Consider the following 17,049-nt stretch of genomic DNA (forward strand, 5'->3'; position numbering starts at 1 on the left):
GCCTGCTGCTTGAGCTGCCTCAACCGCGCCGCCAGCGGCCGCACCTCACCCGCATACGCATCCAGCGCCGCACCCACACTCTCCAACTGCGTCGCAAACGCATCCGACTTCACCGCCACCGGACGCGTCGTCGCAAACAACTCCTCCGCCTCAGGAGCCCTGTAGAAAGCGGACAGGCCCTGGAAATCGGAATCGACATCCCCACCCGAGGTACGCCACAACGACGCATTCGTCCTCAGACCGGTGACATCCGACTCCAACTGCTCCAGATCACCGGTGAACTGAGGAATCTCCGCCGGATCGACAGGCACCGCACTCACCTGCCACCCCCTGAGCCGTGGCCGCCCTTCGCGCCCGGCAGATCGATCACGGGCTTCCCTGCCGTAATGCTTCTCCGGGACGCCGTGCCCGTACGGCTCCACGGTAGGGCGGGCCGTGGCCGTCTCTCAACGGGCAGCGGTTGGCTGGCCCGTGATGTGGCGTCTGCGGCGCCCCGCCCGGGGTGGCCCGGGCGGGGTCGGTGGGTCAGAGGAGGCCGTCCCACATTTGTTCCAGGAGGACCGACCACCAGCTCTCGGGGGATCCGAGCGCCGCCGGGTCCAGGGAGGCCAGCTGGGCCTGGAAGTCGACCGTCCAGCGGCCCGCCTGCTCGGGCGTCAGGCCGAAGCGCAGCCGCCACATGCGGCCGAGCATCGCCATGCACCGGGCGAACTGCGGCAGGCTCGTGTTGACGAACTGCGGTGCGGCCGGGGCGCCTTCGGGGCCCGCTTCCACCGGCACCGCCATGATGTGCGCCGTGCCGTACTGCACGCACAGCGCCCGCCCGAAGTCCGTGCCCACCACGAGGTACGAGGAGGCGTCGGACGCGGCGGCGACCTGCCGCTGCGCCGCCACCTCGGCCAGCGTCGGAATCACCGGCTGCGCGGGCTGCGCCCAGAAGAACGGCCCGAAGTCGGCGGGCAGCCCCGCCCACACGAGCGTCTGCGCCACCACCTCGGGCACGCCCTGCCGGGAGACGGCACGCTGGTCGTAGCGGCAGACGCCCTGAGGCCCGAACGCGCCCAGCATCTCCTGCTGGATCGCCTGCGGCGGCACCGCCGGCGCAGGCGGCACCTGCGGCAGCGGCGCCCGCACCGGCGCCGGGCGCGCGGGGCCGTCGGCAACCTGGTGCAACTCGCCCTGGTGCGTGAGCAGATGCTGCATCCCCTGGCGACGGCCCGCATGGTCCTGCCCGTACGGCGCGACGCTGGTGATCCGCACCTGCGGCCACATCTCGCGGATCATCCGCGCGCAGTAACCGCCGGGCAGCTCGCACGACTCCAGCTCCGTGTGGAGTTCGAGCACCTGCTGCGGCGGCACGTTCATGGCCCGCAACTCGTGCAGGATCTGCCACTCCGGGTGCGGGGTGCCCGGCGCCGAGCGCCGGATCAGCTGCGCCTCGGAGCCGTCGGGCGCGCGGTAGCGCAGCACCGCCTGGTAGCCGGGCCCGACCACCGGCACGCCTGGCGGCGCCTGCGGGTAGCCGTACGGCGCCGCCGGTGCCTGCGGCGGTCCTGGCAGGGGGCCGGCTCCGGGTACGGGTCCGGGGCCGGGCGCAGGCGCGGGCCCCGGCGCGGACGGGATTCCCGGCGGGGGCGGGGGCGGGGGCGGCGGGGGCGGCCCGCCCGCCTGCGGGTCGGCGAACACGGTCGCCGCGTGGTGCATCCCCGGCACCCCCGGCGCCCCGGGAGGCCCGGGAGGCCCGGGAGGCGCCGGGGGTCCAGGCGGTCCGGGAGGCGCGGGCGGTCCCGGCGGGCCCGGCGGCCGGGAGGTGTGCGGGGCGCCCTGCGCCGACACCAGCTGCGTCGGCACATAGCCGCCCGCCGCACCCGGCGCGCCGGGCGGCGCGGGCGGCGGCGGCGTCGCCGGCCCTCCCCCGCGCCGCGGCGGCGGCGTGGCCTTGCTCGTCGGCGCGGCCGCGATGTCGCCCGCCGCGATGTCCCCCGCCGAGGCGTCGGCCCCGGGCGCCGCGGGCGGCCCCTGCGGAGCGTGCGCCCCACCGGACGCGGGCGGCACGGCAGGCCCGACCGCGGTCGGCGGCAGCCCGCTGCCCCCGTCCATCAGCGCGGTCGGCGCGTCCGCGGGCACCCCCGGCGCGTCGTCCGCGCCGGACAGCGGCGGTGCGAACACCGTCGCGGGCAGCGGCACCGACCCGCTGTCCGACGCCGCGGTCGTGTCCGCACCCGCCCAGGGCGCGGGCGCGGCCCCCGCACCACCCGCACCCGACCCGCCACCGGCCGCCGGTGCCGGGTCCGCCACGGAACGCGGAGCCGTATCGGCAGGGCGGCCACCCGACTCCTCGGTGGCCTCCGGAGCCGCGCCCGGCCCCCGCGGCGGGGCGGCCCGCCCCTGCGCCGGGGCGGCGGTCGACGGCGACGCGGCGCCCGGCGCGGGCGGCTGCTCCGCCGACGGCGGTGAGGGCGGCTGCTCCGCCGACACCTGCGGCGGCGCGGCCGGACCGTCCGCCCGGCCGTCCCCCGGCTCGGCGGACGACGGCCCCGCGGACGCCCCCGCGGACTCGGCCACCGGCTCCGGCGGCGCGGACGGGCCCTCGACGGTGCCCGCACCGCCCCCCTGCGTGGCGCCCTGCACCCCCGCACGCTGGTCGGGGATGCCCAGCTTGTCCGCCGCGTCCTGAAGCCACTCGGGCGGCGTCAGCAGGAACGACGTCTGGTTCAGGTCGATACGCTCCGGCGGCGGCGCATCGGCGGGCTCCGCCGCACCCCGGGCCCCGTACTCCTCCTCGTACCTGCGGATCACCTCGCCGACGCTGAGCCCCGGCCACAGCGTCACCTCGCCGCTGTCGTGCGCGATCACCAGCCGCTGCCGCCCGCCGTCGACCGCGGGCCCGCCCTCGCGGTCCTCGGCCCACGCCACGAACCCCAGGTCGAACTCCCGCACCCGCACCGCACGGTGCTGGTACGCCGGCACATCGCCGTTCACCCACTCCTCGGCGCGCTCCTGCGCCTGCGCGAACGTCACCATCTGCCGCTCACCCCTCCACCGGGACGGCGCGCGCGAAGCCGCCGTCCACCATCAGGTTCGCCACGGTCCCCAGCTCCGGCGGATTGCCGGCCAGCCGCAGCAGGAACGCGTCGAAGTCCTCACCGCACGGCACGAGCAGCTGCTCCACCCGCTCCTGCACCGGCCAGCCGTCCCGGTCCCGCGCGTCGTCGTGCGCGCAGAACCACACCGAGCCCGCCCGCTCACCGCGCACCTTCACCGCGAGCAGCCCGCCCTGCACGAACGCCACCCCCAGGTAGTCCTTCGTGAGATGGTCGCGCAGGCACTTGTTCACGTACACCAGGTCGTTGACGGCCGCCTCGTCGCGCACCGTGAAGAACGGCTGGTCCACCAGCAGCCCCAACTCCGCGTCCAGCGCCGTCCCCACCGGCGCGCAGCCGCCCGCCGCCTTCAGGAACGCCCGGTACGCGCCCGGCAGGCGGTACCCGAGCTCCTCCTCGGCCGACGCCACCAGCTGCTCGCTCACCGCGGGCCCCGACTTCGGCAGCCGCACATGCACGGGCCGCGTCTCCTGGAGCGGCCGCGTCCCCCGCTTCCCGTGGTCGACCGGCGCCGTCGCGAGACCCCCGTGGTGCCGCAGCAGCGCCTTCACCTCCACCGGGACCAGCAGCAGCCTGCGCGTACGGGCCTCGTGGTGCCACGTCCAGCCGTGCGGTGTCGCCACCGCGTCCACCGTGTCCCACAGCTCGTGCCCCGCCGCGCTCAACGCCGCGTTCGCCGACACGTAGTCCGTCAGCCGCAGCTCGTCGACGCCGAAGCCCTCGGGCGGCTCCGCGACCTCGGCGGCCGCCCGCGCATACGGGCCGAAATCCGGATAGCCCTCCCCGTCCACGCGCACACCCGCCGGATGGCGAGCGGCCCGCACCGGGTCCGGGAAACGCACGACCTGCCCGGCGTACGCCGCGTTCGGAGGCGCGGCTTGCTGCCCGAGCCGACCTGTCGTCATGGCGGTTGCCCCCTGCTGAAGCTGGCTGTTCCGGACAGCCTAAGCGGTGGCACCGCCGCCCGGTCCTGGCCGGGCGGCCCGCCCCGCACCCCCACGACCGGGCCGTGAACACCAGATCGCCACCACACCTCCACAATGCTCACCAAACGTCACAGCTCCGTGACCGTACGACGACGGCACGCCGCGAAGTTCGCCCCCGCTACCCGATTCCCGCCCTCATTTGGCAATCTGTTTCCCGCGAACCGGGTTCCCCGCGAACTGGGTTCCCGCGAACCGGGGGACGTGAGCCCGCACACGACGCACCGCGGGCACGGGAGGGACACGGAACATTGCGCACCGCACCAACGACAGAGCCGCACGAAACACCCCGCACCCAGGACCCGCAGGACCCGCAGGACCCGCAGACCGACGCGATCCCGAGGACACCAGGGACCACACCGCAGACCGTGGGGACCGCGGGCGCCGCACCGCAGGCCGCCGCGGCCCCGGGAACAGCGCCGCACCCCCAGGGCGACCCCCGCCTCGGCTGGCGCACCACAGAACCCCACCTCCCGCCCCGCCAGGGCCACCGGCGCGACGGCATCCTGCCCGCGGTCGCCGCCGCACTCTCCGTCCGCGGCGAGACCCTCACCTGCACCGCGGGCAAGGCCGACCGGCCGCCCGCGCTCCACCCCCTCGTGCAGGACTTCCTCGACACCCTCCCCACCGCCCAACGGGAACGCTTCACCGGACGCTGCGCCGAGGCGATCCTCCTCTCCCGCCACCTCGCCACCACCGAGGACAACCGCTCCAAACGGGCCCGCAAGAAACCCCTCACCCCCGGCGAGGCCCGCCGCTCCCTCAAACACGCCAAGGTCACCGCGCGCCGCATCCGCGAGGACGGCGACCCCCTCCACGGCACCTACCACCCGCCCTGCCGCTCCTGCACCCCCCTCCTCGCCCACTTCGGCGTCCGCCACGTCGACCCCGCCGAGCAGGCCGCGACCGGCTGACCGCGTACGGGCCGCCCCCGCGACAGAACCACCCCACCGCCGGCACGACGACGACCGGCGGTCCCGACGCAGAACGGCAGACCCATCCATGCCCGACCTCTCCACCACCCGCTTCCCCGTCCCCGTCGACGCCGCGCTCCGCGAAGCCGGATGGCAGCCGGGCCGCTGGGACATCAAGCAGGCCGAGGAATGGGCCGACACCGTCAGCGCCTACATCACCCCCGCCGGCCACCGCCACCGCGTCTTCCCCGCCGCGGTCGAGGCCTGGGCCGAATTCGGCAACCTCCGCATCGCCCCGCTCGGCCCCGGCCGCCAGATCGCGCCCACCGCGCTCCGCGTCGACCCGCTCGCCGCCCTCCACCTCGCCCGCACCCTCTCCGACCTGGGCCGCTCCCTCGACACCGAGATCAGCCCGCTCGGCGAGGAAGGCGACAGACAGGCCGTGCTCGCCATCGACCGCGAGGGCCGCGTCTACAGCGTCGACCACACCGGCGACTGGTACCTCGGCCCCGACATCGACACCGCGCTCGGCACGCTCATCACCGGGCTCACACCCGTACGCCTCACCCCCGCGACCGGCTGACACCGATCCCGGGCGGGCGGGCCCGGGACGGTCCTGGCCCGCGGCCCGGCGCCGGCCCCGGCGGCCCCCAGGGCTAAGCCGACCGGGCCTCCGCCGCCGCCCCCGCCGCGTCCGGCAGCACCGCCGACACCCGGAAACCGCCCGCGTCCGTCCCGCCCGACACGAACGCGCCACCCAGCGCCGTCACCCGCTCCCGCATCCCCACCAGGCCGTTCCCGCCGGACGGCAGGCCCGCGCCCACCGCGCCGGCGACCGATGGACCGTTCTCCACCTGCATCGCCACCTCCACACCCCGGTACGCGAGCCGCACCACCACCTCCGCACCCACCGCGTGCTTGTGCGCGTTCGTCAGCGCCTCCTGCACCACGCGGTACGCCGTCTGCTCCACCTCGGGGGCATACGACCGCGCCTCCCCCTGCACCACAAGCTCCACCGCCATTCCCGCGTCCCGCGACTGCCCCACCAGCGACTCGATGTCCCCGAGACACGGCCCGTCCCCCGCCGCCGCGGCCGCGGCAGCCGCAGCGGCCGCACCCACCGCGGCGAGCGGCACCCCCGCCCCGGCACCGGCCCCGGGCCCGGCGGCCTCCGCCACAGGCTCCCGCCCGGGCCCGCGCGCCGGCACCCCCGCCGCCTCCCGCGCGGCCGCCGCCTCCCCCGTACGCAGAACCCCCAGCATCTCCCGCAACTCCGTCAACGCCTGCCGCCCCATGTCCCCCACCAGCGCCGCGTTCTTCACCGCCTTCGGCGGATCCTTCAACGCCACCGCCTGCAGCGCCGCCGCATGCACCACCATCAGGCTCACCCGGTGCGCCACCACATCGTGCATCTCCCGCGCGATCCGCGTCCGCTCCTCCGTACGCGCCCACTCCGCACGCTGCTCCGCACGGTCGGCCAGCAGCGACAACTCCTGCTCAAGGCTGTCCGCACGCTCCCGCAGGCTCTCCATCAGCCGGCGCCGCGCCCCCACATACAGGCCGAGCAGCACCGGCGGCGCCGTGAACCCCACCGAGATCAGCACCGTCAGCACCGGCACATACCACGGCTCGGAGTCGAACCCCGGACTCCCCATCTCCTGCCGCGTCCGCAGAAACGTCACGATGAACGTCGCAGCGAACGACATCCCGGAAAGCGCCGCGATGATCCGCCGCGGCGCCTCGGACGACGCCAGCGCGTACAAGCCGAGCACGCCCAGCACGAACCCCATCTCGGCCGGCGTCACCGCCACCGAGACCAGCACCACCGCATACGGCCACCGGCGCCGCACCACTACCACGGCCCCCACGAGGAAGCCCAGCACCACCCCCAGCGCCCCCGGCAGCGACACGTCCCCCGCGAACCTGCCGCCCTCCGCCGCACACTCCAGAGCCGACACCAGCGCCAGCCCCACATCGAGGACGACGCTGCGCCGCCGCCCCCACCACCAGTAACCGCGGGTGGTCACTCCCGCGGTCTCCTGATACGCCCCCGTCGTGGTCATGTGTCCACCCTAAAGGCGGGCGCATCCCCTTTTCCGGTGACCGACCGGTATGCCACCCGGGCACACATTCGATCAGCACGTGAACATTCGCTCGAACTGCTGAACTGATCGGCGCTCGCCACCGGAGCCCGGGAGTCCGGCAGAAGATCCCGGCATGGCCACACCGAACAGCACAGACTTCAGCGACAACCCCTTACGCGCCCGCGCCAGGGACGACCTCCGCGAACAGGCCCGCGCACTGCGCAGCCAGGGCCTCACCTACGACCGCATCCAGCAGCGGCTCGGCTGCTCCAAGAGCTCCATCTCCCTCTGGGTCCGCGACCTGCCGCGGCCCCCGCGGCGCGATCCCAGGGAGCAGGGCCTGCTCGCCGCCCGCAAACGCTGGGACCGCGAACTCCCGATCCGCGACGAGGAGCGGCAGCGCACCAAGGAAGCCGCGCTGGCAGAGATCGGCACGATGACCGATCGGGAACTCTTCATGGCAGGCGTGGCGCTGTACTGGGCCGAGGGGTCCAAGGACAAGACCTACGCCCGCCGGGAGCGCGCCGTCTTCATCAACAGCGACCCCGACGTCATCGGCCTCTACCTCGCCTGGCTTGACTTGTTGGGCATCGAGCGGGACCGGCTCAGATTCCGCCTCTCCATTCACGAGACGGCGGACGTACCGGGCGCCGAGAGCTACTGGGCCGCGCTCACGCGCATGGACCGGTCACAGTTTCAGCGAGCCACGCTCAAGAAGCACAATCCGAGGACGCTCCGGAAGAACTCGGGGGAAAACTATCGAGGCTGCCTGATCATCGCCGTACAGCAGAGCGCGGACCTATACCGTCGCATCGAAGGCTGGTGGTGCGGCATAGTTAGGGACGCCACCAAGGCGGGCCGATGAAATGTCCGGTTTGGAGGCTTAAGCCATCCCCTGTGGTGTAATAGGCAACACGGGTTACTTTGGATAACTTGTTCCAGGTTCGAGTCCTGGCAGGGGAGCCTCCACCTCGGGCCCCGACCGCCGGCGCGGTCGGGGCCCGAGGCCGTTTGCGGGGTGGGTGCGACCGCTAAGCTGCCCACGTCCCACCATCTGAACAGTCGAAAGGTGCACCGTGAGCGCCAATCGCCCGGCCGCCGTCGTCGTCCTCGCCGCGGGGGAAGGCACGCGTATGAAGTCGAGGACGCCGAAGGTCCTGCACGAGGTCTGCGGGCGGTCGCTCGTGGGGCATGTGGTGGCGGCCTCGCGTGCGTTGGAGCCGCAAGAGCTCGTCGTGGTCGTGGGGCATGCGCGCGAGGAGGTGGAGGAGCACCTGGCGGGCGCGTTCGGTGGGGTGCGTACGGCGTTCCAGGCGGAGCAGAACGGTACGGGGCACGCGGTGCGTACGGCGCTCGCCGAGCTGGGTTCCGTGCCGGACGGGACGGTGGTGGTGCTCGCGGGTGACACGCCGCTGCTGACGGCCAGGACGCTGGGCGCGCTGGTGGCGGGGCATGAGGCGGAGGGGAACGCGGTCACGGTGCTGACGGCCGAGGTGCCGGATGCTTCGGGGTACGGCCGGATCGTGCGGGATGCGGCGAGCGGTGCGGTGACGGCGATCGTGGAGCACAAGGACGCGAGTGAGGGGCAGCGGGCGATCCGGGAGATCAATTCGGGGGTGTTCGCGTTCGACGGGAGGCTGTTGGGTGACGCGCTGGGGAAGGTGCGGACGGACAACAGTCAGGGTGAGGAGTATCTGACGGATGTGCTGGGGATTCTGCGGGGGGCGGGGCACCGGGTGGGTGCGTCGGTGGCGGGTGACTTCCGGGAGATCGTGGGGATCAACAACCGGGTGCAGTTGGCGGAGGCGCGGGGGTTGTTGAATCGGCGGTTGCTGGAGCGGGCGATGCTCGCGGGGGTGACGGTGGTGGATCCGGCGTCGGTGCAGGTGGGTGTGGGTGTGGAGTTCGGGGTGGATGTGGTGGTGCATCCGAACACGCAGCTTTCGGGTGCGACGCGGCTTGGGGACGGTGCGGAGGTGGGTCCGAATTCGCGGCTGCACGACACGGTGGTGGGTGTGGACGCGCGGGTGGACAACACGGTGGCGGACGGCGCGGTGGTGGGTGACGAGGCGCAGGTGGGTCCGTTCGCGTATTTGCGGCCGGGTACGCGGCTGGGGGTGCGGGCGAAGGCGGGCACGTATGTGGAGATGAAGAACGCGTCGGTGGGTGAGGGGACGAAGGTGCCGCATCTGTCGTATGTGGGGGATGCGACGATCGGTGATTTCACGAACATCGGGGCGGCGAGTGTGTTCGTGAACTACGACGGGGTGCGCAAGCACCACACGACGATCGGTTCGCACTGCCGGACGGGGTCGGACAATATGTTTGTGGCGCCTGTCACGGTGGGGGACGGTGTCTACACGGCGGCCGGTTCGGTGATCACGAAGGATGTGCCGGCGGGTTCGTTGGCCGTGGCGCGGGGCCAGCAGCGGAATATCGAGGGCTGGGTGGCGCGCAAGCGGCCGGGTTCTGCTGCGGCGCGGGCCGCGGAGGCGGCGGGCGACGGGTCGGCGAACGGCGCCTGAAGCGGGGCTGGCCAGTACCCGGCCGCTCGCTCTCGCGTACGGTATATCTGCACGATTCGGCTGGCTCGCAGGTACCGGTCCCGGTACGTCGGGTCCAGCAGCATCCGACACGTCTGAGGAGTCTGTGCTGTGACCGGGATCAAGACGACCGGCGAGAAGAAGCTGATGTTCTTTACCGGCCGCGCCCACCCCGAGCTGGCCGAGGAGGTCGCGCACCAGTTGGGTGTCGGGATCGTCCCCACGAAGGCGTTCGATTTCGCGAACGGCGAGATCTATGTGCGCTACCAGGAGTCGGCGCGTGGGGCGGACTGTTTCCTGATCCAGAGCCATACGGCTCCGATCAACAAGTGGGTCATGGAGACGCTGATCATGATCGATGCGTTGAAGCGGGCCTCGGCCCGTTCGATCACGGTGATCATGCCGTTCTACGGGTATGCGCGGCAGGACAAGAAGCACCGCGGGCGTGAGCCGATCTCGGCGCGGCTGATCGCGGATCTGCTGAAGACGGCGGGTGCGCACCGGATCCTCACGGTGGATCTGCACACGGACCAGATCCAGGGGTTCTTCGACGGTCCTGTGGACCACTTGTTCGCGCTGCCGGTGCTCGCGGACTATGTGGGCGAGAAGGTGGACAGGTCGAAGCTGACGGTGGTGTCGCCCGACGCGGGCCGGGTGCGGGTGGCGGACCGGTGGTGCGACCGGTTGGGCGCGCCGTTGGCGATCGTGCACAAGAGGCGTGACAAGGATGTCGCGAATCAGGTGACGGTGCACGAGGTGGTCGGTGATGTGAAGGGCCGGGTGTGTGTCCTGGTCGATGACATGATCGACACGGCGGGCACGATCTGTGCGGCGGCGGACGCACTGTTCGCGCACGGTGCGGCGGATGTGATCGTGACGGCGACGCACGGTGTGCTCTCCGGTCCTGCGGCGGATCGTCTGAAGAATTCGAAGGTGAGCGAGTTCGTGCTCACGAACACGCTGCCGACGGCTGCTTCGCTGGATCTGGACAAGATCACGGTGTTGTCGATCGCGCCGACGATCGCGCGTGCGGTGCGTGAGGTGTTCGAGGACGGTTCGGTGACGAGCCTCTTCGACGAGGAGGCCTGAGCGGCCCGATCGGGGGCGTGTTTGCGCGTGTGACGAGTCCTGCGTGGGGCCGCTGCCGGAGGCGTAACGCTTCTGCACGCGGGCCCCTGGCGCCGGTGTACCGGTGATCGATTTCTGGACGGCCTCCCTGGCCGGGTAGACTCGTGGAGTTGCTCGGCGAGGGAGGCCGTACGCGTGCGTACGGCGGTCCGTTATCGACGCGCGCTCCTTGCAGCAGGCCCGTTCGTGGCCGGGTGACGCCGACGACATCCATCCGTCACCGATTACGAGGAGCCGCCGTCATGGCCGAGCTGAAGATCGCTTCCGAGACCCGTACCGAGTTCGGCAAGGGCGCTGCCCGCCGTATCCGCCGCGCCGACAAGGTGCCCGGCGTCGTCTACGGGCACGGCGCGGAGCCGGTGCACGTGACCCTGCCGGGCCACGACCTGATGATGGCGCTCAAGACGGCGAACGTCCTGCTGAGCCTGGACATCGAGGGCCGCAACGAGCTGGTGATCCCGAAGGCCGTGCAGCGCGACCCGCTGAAGGGCTTCATCGAGCACGTGGACCTGCTCGCGGTCAAGCGCGGCGAGAAGGTCACCGTCGAGATCAACATCCTGACCGAGGGCGAGCTCGCCCCGGGCCAGAACCTGCTGGAGCACGTGCTGAACACGCTGTCGGTGGAGACCGAGGCGACGCACATCCCCGAGTCGGTGACGGTCTCCGTCGAGGGCCTCGCGACCGGTGACTCGGTGCTGGCGAAGGACATCACGCTGCCGTCCGGCACGACGCTGGTGACGGACGAGGACGCGGTCGTCCTCCAGGTGCTGGCCGCGCAGGCCGAGGAGCCGACCGAGGAGTCCGCCGAGGACGCGGAGGAGTCCGCCGAGGCGTGAGTTCCGTACGCTCCGTACGGTGCGGGGCGGGTGGGCCTGGTGGTCCGCCCGCCCCGTCGCTGTGTCACGGCGGGTGCTGGTTCACTGTCCGTACGTTCCGTACGGCGAGTTGCGAGGGTTGGAGACGATGACGACGGATGGTTCCGCGCCCTGGCTGGTCGTGGGTCTCGGCAATCCGGGCCCGGGGTACGCGGCCAACCGCCACAACGTGGGGTTCATGGTGGCGGATCTGCTCGCGGCCCGGATGGGCGGTTCGTTCAAGCGGGCGGGCAAGGCGCAGGCGCAGGTGGTGGAGGGGCGGCTCGGGCCGATGGGCCCTGGGAGCCGGCGGGTGGTGCTGGCGAAGCCGATGTCGTTCATGAACCTGTCCGGTGGGCCGGTGGTGGCGCTGCGGGACTTCTACAAGGTGGACACGGCGCATGTCGTGGCGGTGCACGACGAGTTGGACATCGACTTCGGGACGCTGCGGCTGAAGCTGGCCGGCGGGGACAACGGCCACAACGGGCTGAAGTCGATGACGAAGGCGATGGGTCCCGGCTACCACCGGGTGCGGTTCGGCATCGGGCGGCCGCCGGGGCGCATGCAGGTGGCGGACTTCGTGCTGAAGGACTTCTCGTCGGTGGAGCGCAAGGAGCTGGACTACTTCGTGGACCGTGCGGCGGACGCGGTGGAGGCGCTGGTGACGGAGGGGCTCGAACGGGCGCAGGGGGCGTACAACTCGTAGGGGCCGCGGGGGCGGTGGCCCGCGGTCCGCGCGGGTGGCGGTGGCGCGGCCGCGGTTTGACGGAGAGCTGTGCCATGGCCAAGGATCCGGCCATGCCCGCAGAGTCCTCCCGCGCCTCAGGTTCGCGTTCCGCCCTCTCGGCCGGCAGGTCGGTGCTGATGGCGCTGGTCGCGCTGCTGCTGCTCGTGGGCGGCTGCTACGCGTCGTGGGGTGACGCGCAGCAGGTGCTGCTGGGCAAGGGGCGGGTGCACGGGGAGTTCGCGGTGACGGCGTGCGGGGACACGGCGTGCGCGGGGTCGTTCGACCCCGAGGGGCCCGAGGGGCCGCGGTCGGACATGACGGTCAGGACGTCGGTCGCGGTGCGCAAGGGCGACAGGTTCCCCGCGGTGGTGAAGCCGGGGACGCACGAGGTGGTGCGCGCGGGCACGGCGGGCGGTCTGCACGCGTGGGTGCCGCTGGGCGGCGGGCTGCTGCTCGCGGGCCTGGTGATCGCGGGCGGGATGCGCCGCGGGCGGCTGGGTCTCGTGGTCGCGGCGCTGGGCGCCGCGCAGCTGTTCGCGACGTTCCTGCTGCTGTAGGGGCGGGCCGGCGCCGGCCGGACGCGAGCCGGGGGCCGTGCCAGGGACGCCGTACGGCCGCGCGGAGGGGTTCCGTGCGGCCGTACGGGAGCGGTGGTGCGGGCGGGGCGTGTCAGCCGGTGTTGCGCAGACCTGCGGCGACGCCGTTGACGGTCAGGAGCAGGGCCCTGGCGAGCAGCGGGTCGGGCGCCTCGTCGGCCTCGGCCGCCGTGCGCTGGCGGGCGAGGAGCGCGACCTGGAGGTACGAGATCGGGTCGAGGTAGGCGTCGCGGATGGCGAACGTCTGCTGGAGCGCGGGGTTGGAGTCGAGGAGTTCCTCGCCGCCGGTGATCCGCAGGACCTCCTGGACGGTGAGGGCGTGTTCGGCCTCGATGTCCGCGAAGACGTGCTTGAGGTGGTCGGGCACGAGGGTGTCGACGTAGTGGCGGGCGATCCGCAGGTCCGTCTTGGCGAGGGTCATCTCGACGTTGGAGACGAAGTTGCGGAAGAAGTGCCAGTGCTCGTGCATCTCGTCGAGGACGGAGTCGAGCCCGGCCTCGCGCAGCGCCTTGAGGCCGGAGCCGACGCCGAACCAGCCGGGGACGATCTGCCGCGACTGGGTCCAGCCGAAGACCCAGGGGATGGCGCGCAGTCCGTCGAGTCCCGCGCCGGAGTCGGGGCGGCGCGAGGGCCGGGAGCCCAGGTGCAGGTCGGCGAGCTGGTCGACGGGGGTGGAGGCGAAGAAGTACGCGGGCAGGTCGGGGTCCTCGACGAGCCTGCGGTAGGCGGCGTGCGCGGCGTCGGAGACGGTGTCCATGGCCGCGTCCCAGCGGGCGAGCGCCTCGCCGGACTGGCGGGGCGCCGTGTGCAGGGCGGACGCCTGGAGGGTGGCGGCGACGGTCAGTTCGATGTTCTCGCGGGCGAGCGAGGGGATGAGGTACTTGTCGGAGATGACCTCGCCCTGCTCGGTCACCTTGATCTCGCCCTCCAGGGTGCCCCAGGGCTGGGAGAGGATCGCGTCGTGCGAGGGGCCGCCGCCGCGGCCGACGGTGCCGCCGCGGCCGTGGAAGAGGCGGAGCCGCACGCCGTGCCGGTGGGCGACGTCGCGCAGCCTGCGCTGGGCGCGGTGGATCTCCCACTGGGAGGTGGTGATGCCGCCGAACTTGGACGAGTCCGAGTAGCCGAGCATGACCTCCTGGACCTCGCCGCGCAGGGAGACGAGGCGGCGGTAGGAGGGGTCGGAGAGCATGTCGTCGAGGATGACGTCGGCGGCGCGCAGCTCGTCGGTGGTTTCGAGGAGCGGCACGATGCCGATCTTGGCCCAGCCGCCGTGCAGGTCGAGGAGGCCGGCCTCGCGGGCGAGGATCGCGGCGGCGAACACGTCGTCTGCGCCCTGGCACATGGAGATGATGTAGGACTCGATGACCTCGGGTCCGAAGCGCTCGAAGGCCTGCTTGACGGTCTGGAAGACGCCGAGGGTCTTGGCGCCCGCCTCGTCGAGCGGCGCGGGGCGCGGCGCGAGGGGGCGGCGGGAGCGCAGCTCCTTGGCGAGGAGCTTCTGCCGGTTCTCGCGGGGCATGTCGGCGTAGCGCCAGGACTCCTCGCCGAGCCGGTCGAACAGCTGGCCGAGCGCGTGGTGGTGGGCGTCGGCGTGCTCGCGTACGTCCATGGTGGCGAGCTGGAGGCCGAACGCGGCGAGGGTGCGGATGGTGCGGTCCAGGCGGCCGTCGGCGAAGAGGCCGCCGCGGTACTCGCGCAGCGACGTCTGGATGAGCGTGAGGTCCGTGAGGAGCTCGGCGGTGCCGAGGTAGTCGCGTCCCGGCTCGTGGGGGGTGTTGCGGGCGAGGCGCTCGCGGGTGTTGACGAGCTTCTGCCGGATGCAGGTGGCCTTGAGCCGGTAGGGCTCCTCCGCGTTGAGCCGCTTGTAGCGCGGGCTGATCTCCGGGAGGCGCTGGAGGTCGGTGGCGAGGGAGTCGAGGAGTTCCTCGGTGGCGCCGGTGTAGCGGATGGAGTTGGAGAGCTGGCCGCGCAGGGTGTCGATCATCTCCAGCGCGTCGGTGATGCCGTGCTCGTGCTGGAGGATGAGGACTTCGCGGGTGACGTCGGGGGTGACGTTGGGGTTGCCGTCGCGGTCGCCGCCGATCCAGGTGCCGAAGGTGAGGGGGCGGGTGCCGTGGGGCAGTTCGACGCCGACGCGCTCCAGTTCCGCGGTGAGGTCCTCCAGGACGTCGCCGACGGCGTTGGCGTGGAGCTCGTCGAGGTAGTAGATCGCGTTGCGTGCCTCGTCCGCGGGCTCGGGCCGTACGACGCGGAGTTCGTCGGTCTGCCAGATCAGGTCGATGGACTCGGCGAGCCTGAGGTCGTGGCGGCGCCGGTCGGAGGGGTTGACCGGGGTCTCGAGCAGCTCCGCGATGCGGCGGAGCTTGTTGAGGACGGAGCGGCGGGCCGCCTCGGTGGGGTGCGCGGTGAAGACGGGGCGCACGTTGAGGTTGCGCACGGTCGCGCGCAGGTGCTCGGGGTCCGCGTCCTTGAGCCGGTCGGCGGTGCGGGCGAGGAGTCCGCCCTCGGCGGCGCGGCGCTCGCGCAGCTCGCGCCCGCGGTGGACCTGCTCCGAGACATTGGCGAGGTGGAAGTACGTGGAGAACGCGCGGACCAGCTTGGCCGCGGTGTTCAGGTCGGTCTCGCCGAGGAGGGCGGCGGCGGCCTCGCCGTCCTCGCGGGTCAGGTGGCGTACGCGCTCGACGAGGTCGAGGAGGTCTTGGCCCTCCTGCCGTACGAGGGTCTCGCCCAGCAGGTCGCCGAGGCGGCGGATGTCGGAGCGCAGTTCCGCGCTCGCGGCCGCGCCGGCGGAACCGGCGGGGGCGTCCGTGGCCCTGGCCGGCTGGCTCGTGGTCTGGTCGGCACTGCTCACAGGTGCGGCTCCTTGCAGTGTTTGAGCACGTCTGGAGTGTTCTGGACGCTTCTGGAGACTGGGGACCGCCTGCCGGTCGTCACTGGGCAGCCGGTCGTGCGGACCACGCTGTCCGACGGGGTCAAGGATAGGTGCCCTTCGCCCGACGTTATCCACAGCCCTCTTGTCGCGACAGGGGGCGCTGCGATACTTACGATGCCGTAGGTTACGGATCCGTATCCGGGCAACTGCCGCATTCCTCACCACAGGGGATCCCCCATGACCACAAGCCCCGACGTGATCGAAGACGCGTCCCCCCGACCCGCGCCGCCCGACGGCGCCCCGTTCCCCGCCGCGACACTCGGCGGCGAACAGAAGCGCTCCATCGAGCAGGTCGCGCTGCTCCTGTTCATCTTCGTGCCGTTCGTGGCGCTCGTCGCCGCTGTTCCGCTGGCCTGGCGGTGGGGCGGCATCAGCTGGCTCGACCTCGGCCTGATGGTCGTCATGTACTACATCGGGTGCCACGGCATCACGATCGGCTTCCACCGCTATTTCACGCACGGCGCCTTCAAGGCGAAGCGGCCGCTGCGGATCGTGCTCGCGGTGATGGGCTCGATGGCGGTCGAGGGGCCGCTGGTGCGGTGGGTGGCCGACCACCGCAAGCACCACAGGTTCTCCGACGCCGAGGGCGACCCGCACTCGCCGTGGCGCTTCGGCGAGACGCTGCCCGCGCTGATGAAGGGCCTGTGGTGGGCGCACATCGGCTGGCTGTTCGACGAGGAGCAGACCCCGCAGCAGAAGTACGCGCCCGACCTGATCAAGGACTCGGCCATCCGGGCGGTGTCGAAGCAGTTCGCGCTGTGGACGGTGGTGTCGCTGCTGGTACCGCCGCTGGTGGGCGGCCTCGCCACCTGGTCGTGGACGGGTGCGTTCACGGCGTTCTTCTGGGGTTCACTGGTCCGGGTGGCGCTGCTGCACCACGTCACGTGGTCGATCAACTCGATCTGCCACGCCGTGGGCAAGCGCCCCTTCAGGTCGCGTGACCGCAGCGGGAACGTGTGGTGGCTCGCGGTGCTCTCGTGCGGCGAGTCCTGGCACAACCTCCACCACGCCGACCCGACGTGCGCGCGGCACGGGGTGCTGCGCGGGCAGCTGGATTCGAGCGCGCGGCTGATCCGCTGGTTCGAGCGGCTCGGCTGGGCGCACGACGTGCGCTGGCCGAGCGCGGCCCGGCTGAGCTCGAAGCGCGCGGCGGCCGCGCCGACGAACGCGGCCTGAGCGACGCC

13 protein-coding genes, 1 tRNA gene and 1 pseudogene are annotated in these 17,049 nt (G+C 72.4%); 10 read left to right on the forward strand and 5 right to left on the reverse strand.

Features of this window, described 5'->3' with window-relative positions:
- From AB0910_RS18585 to AB0910_RS18595, 3 genes and pseudogenes are all read right to left on the reverse strand, one after another.
- A pseudogene (locus AB0910_RS18585) lies at positions 1–311 on the reverse strand (protein phosphatase); the annotation flags it as partial.
- 214 nt (positions 312–525) lie between these two features.
- A complete protein-coding gene (locus AB0910_RS18590; RefSeq protein ID WP_366745682.1) occupies positions 526–3,024 on the reverse strand; it encodes an SUKH-4 family immunity protein in 2,499 nt (832 codons plus the stop codon).
- A 7-nt stretch (positions 3,025–3,031) separates the two neighbouring features.
- Positions 3,032–4,009 carry an SMI1/KNR4 family protein gene (locus AB0910_RS18595; protein WP_366745683.1) on the reverse strand — a complete coding sequence of 326 codons (978 nt, stop codon included), beginning with the start codon at positions 4,007–4,009 and terminating at the stop codon, positions 3,032–3,034.
- Positions 4,010–4,338: 329 nt separating this feature from the next.
- Here AB0910_RS18595 and AB0910_RS18600 point away from each other — a divergent pair, with 329 nt between their 5' ends.
- Both AB0910_RS18600 and AB0910_RS18605 read left to right on the forward strand, forming a co-directional pair.
- A complete protein-coding gene (locus AB0910_RS18600) occupies positions 4,339–5,001 on the forward strand; it encodes a YwqJ-related putative deaminase (RefSeq protein ID WP_366745684.1) in 663 nt (220 codons plus the stop codon).
- A gap of 88 nt (positions 5,002–5,089) precedes the next feature.
- Entirely contained in the window at positions 5,090–5,584 is a 495-nt protein-coding gene (locus tag AB0910_RS18605; RefSeq protein ID WP_366745685.1) for an SUKH-3 domain-containing protein, read from the forward strand.
- 73 nt (positions 5,585–5,657) lie between these two features.
- Here the strand turns inward: AB0910_RS18605 and AB0910_RS18610 are convergent, their stop codons facing one another.
- Positions 5,658–7,064, reverse strand: coding sequence for a histidine kinase (locus tag AB0910_RS18610; protein ID WP_366745686.1), 1,407 nt, complete (start codon positions 7,062–7,064; stop codon positions 5,658–5,660).
- A 154-nt stretch (positions 7,065–7,218) separates the two neighbouring features.
- On the opposite strand from AB0910_RS18610, the gene AB0910_RS18615 reads away from it, so the two are divergent.
- From AB0910_RS18615 to AB0910_RS18645, 7 genes are all read left to right on the forward strand, one after another.
- Entirely contained in the window at positions 7,219–7,950 is a 732-nt protein-coding gene (locus tag AB0910_RS18615) for a hypothetical protein (protein ID WP_366745687.1), read from the forward strand.
- Positions 7,951–7,976: 26 nt separating this feature from the next.
- Positions 7,977–8,048 (forward strand) — tRNA-Gln (locus AB0910_RS18620).
- Positions 8,049–8,161: 113 nt separating this feature from the next.
- Positions 8,162–9,610 (forward strand): bifunctional UDP-N-acetylglucosamine diphosphorylase/glucosamine-1-phosphate N-acetyltransferase GlmU, encoded by a 1,449-nt coding sequence (gene glmU, locus AB0910_RS18625; protein ID WP_366745688.1) that lies wholly within the window; start codon positions 8,162–8,164, stop codon positions 9,608–9,610.
- Between the two features lie 129 nt (positions 9,611–9,739).
- Positions 9,740–10,717, forward strand: a complete 978-nt coding sequence (locus tag AB0910_RS18630; RefSeq protein ID WP_366745689.1) for a ribose-phosphate diphosphokinase — start codon at positions 9,740–9,742, stop codon at positions 10,715–10,717.
- A 281-nt stretch (positions 10,718–10,998) separates the two neighbouring features.
- Positions 10,999–11,592: a 50S ribosomal protein L25/general stress protein Ctc gene (locus AB0910_RS18635; RefSeq protein ID WP_366745690.1), complete on the forward strand. Its 594-nt coding sequence runs from the start codon at positions 10,999–11,001 to the stop codon at positions 11,590–11,592.
- A 127-nt stretch (positions 11,593–11,719) separates the two neighbouring features.
- The gene (gene pth, locus AB0910_RS18640) at positions 11,720–12,316 is read left to right on the forward strand and encodes an aminoacyl-tRNA hydrolase (RefSeq protein WP_366745691.1); all 597 of its coding nucleotides are present in this window, start codon (positions 11,720–11,722) and stop codon (positions 12,314–12,316) included.
- Positions 12,317–12,408: 92 nt separating this feature from the next.
- On the forward strand, positions 12,409–12,894 hold the full coding sequence (locus AB0910_RS18645; protein WP_366745692.1) for a hypothetical protein: 486 nt from the start codon (positions 12,409–12,411) through the stop codon (positions 12,892–12,894).
- Between the two features lie 112 nt (positions 12,895–13,006).
- Here AB0910_RS18645 and ppc read toward each other — a convergent pair whose 3' ends face one another.
- The gene (gene ppc, locus AB0910_RS18650) at positions 13,007–15,697 is read right to left on the reverse strand and encodes a phosphoenolpyruvate carboxylase (protein WP_366745799.1); all 2,691 of its coding nucleotides are present in this window, start codon (positions 15,695–15,697) and stop codon (positions 13,007–13,009) included.
- Positions 15,698–16,042: 345 nt separating this feature from the next.
- On the opposite strand from ppc, the gene AB0910_RS18655 reads away from it, so the two are divergent.
- A complete protein-coding gene (locus tag AB0910_RS18655; RefSeq protein WP_366745693.1) occupies positions 16,043–17,041 on the forward strand; it encodes a fatty acid desaturase in 999 nt (332 codons plus the stop codon).
- Positions 17,042–17,049: the final 8 nt, after the last annotated feature.

This window comes from Streptomyces sp. NPDC047002 (assembly GCF_040704505.1).
Taxonomy (GTDB): Bacteria; Actinomycetota; Actinomycetes; order Streptomycetales; family Streptomycetaceae; genus Streptomyces.

Coding starts and splice junctions, on each gene's coding strand:
- pth (WP_366745691.1), top strand. CDS start 11,720: ATGACGACGGATGGTTCCGCGCCCTGGCTGGTCGTGGGTCTCGGCAAT.
- AB0910_RS18635 (WP_366745690.1), top strand. CDS start 10,999: ATGGCCGAGCTGAAGATCGCTTCCGAGACCCGTACCGAGTTCGGCAAG.
- AB0910_RS18655 (WP_366745693.1), top strand. CDS start 16,043: ATGACCACAAGCCCCGACGTGATCGAAGACGCGTCCCCCCGACCCGCG.
- AB0910_RS18615 (WP_366745687.1), top strand. CDS start 7,219: ATGGCCACACCGAACAGCACAGACTTCAGCGACAACCCCTTACGCGCC.
- AB0910_RS18590 (WP_366745682.1), bottom strand. CDS start 3,024: ATGGTGACGTTCGCGCAGGCGCAGGAGCGCGCCGAGGAGTGGGTGAAC.
- AB0910_RS18605 (WP_366745685.1), top strand. CDS start 5,090: ATGCCCGACCTCTCCACCACCCGCTTCCCCGTCCCCGTCGACGCCGCG.
- AB0910_RS18645 (WP_366745692.1), top strand. CDS start 12,409: ATGCCCGCAGAGTCCTCCCGCGCCTCAGGTTCGCGTTCCGCCCTCTCG.
- AB0910_RS18610 (WP_366745686.1), bottom strand. CDS start 7,064: ATGACCACGACGGGGGCGTATCAGGAGACCGCGGGAGTGACCACCCGC.
- AB0910_RS18595 (WP_366745683.1), bottom strand. CDS start 4,009: ATGACGACAGGTCGGCTCGGGCAGCAAGCCGCGCCTCCGAACGCGGCG.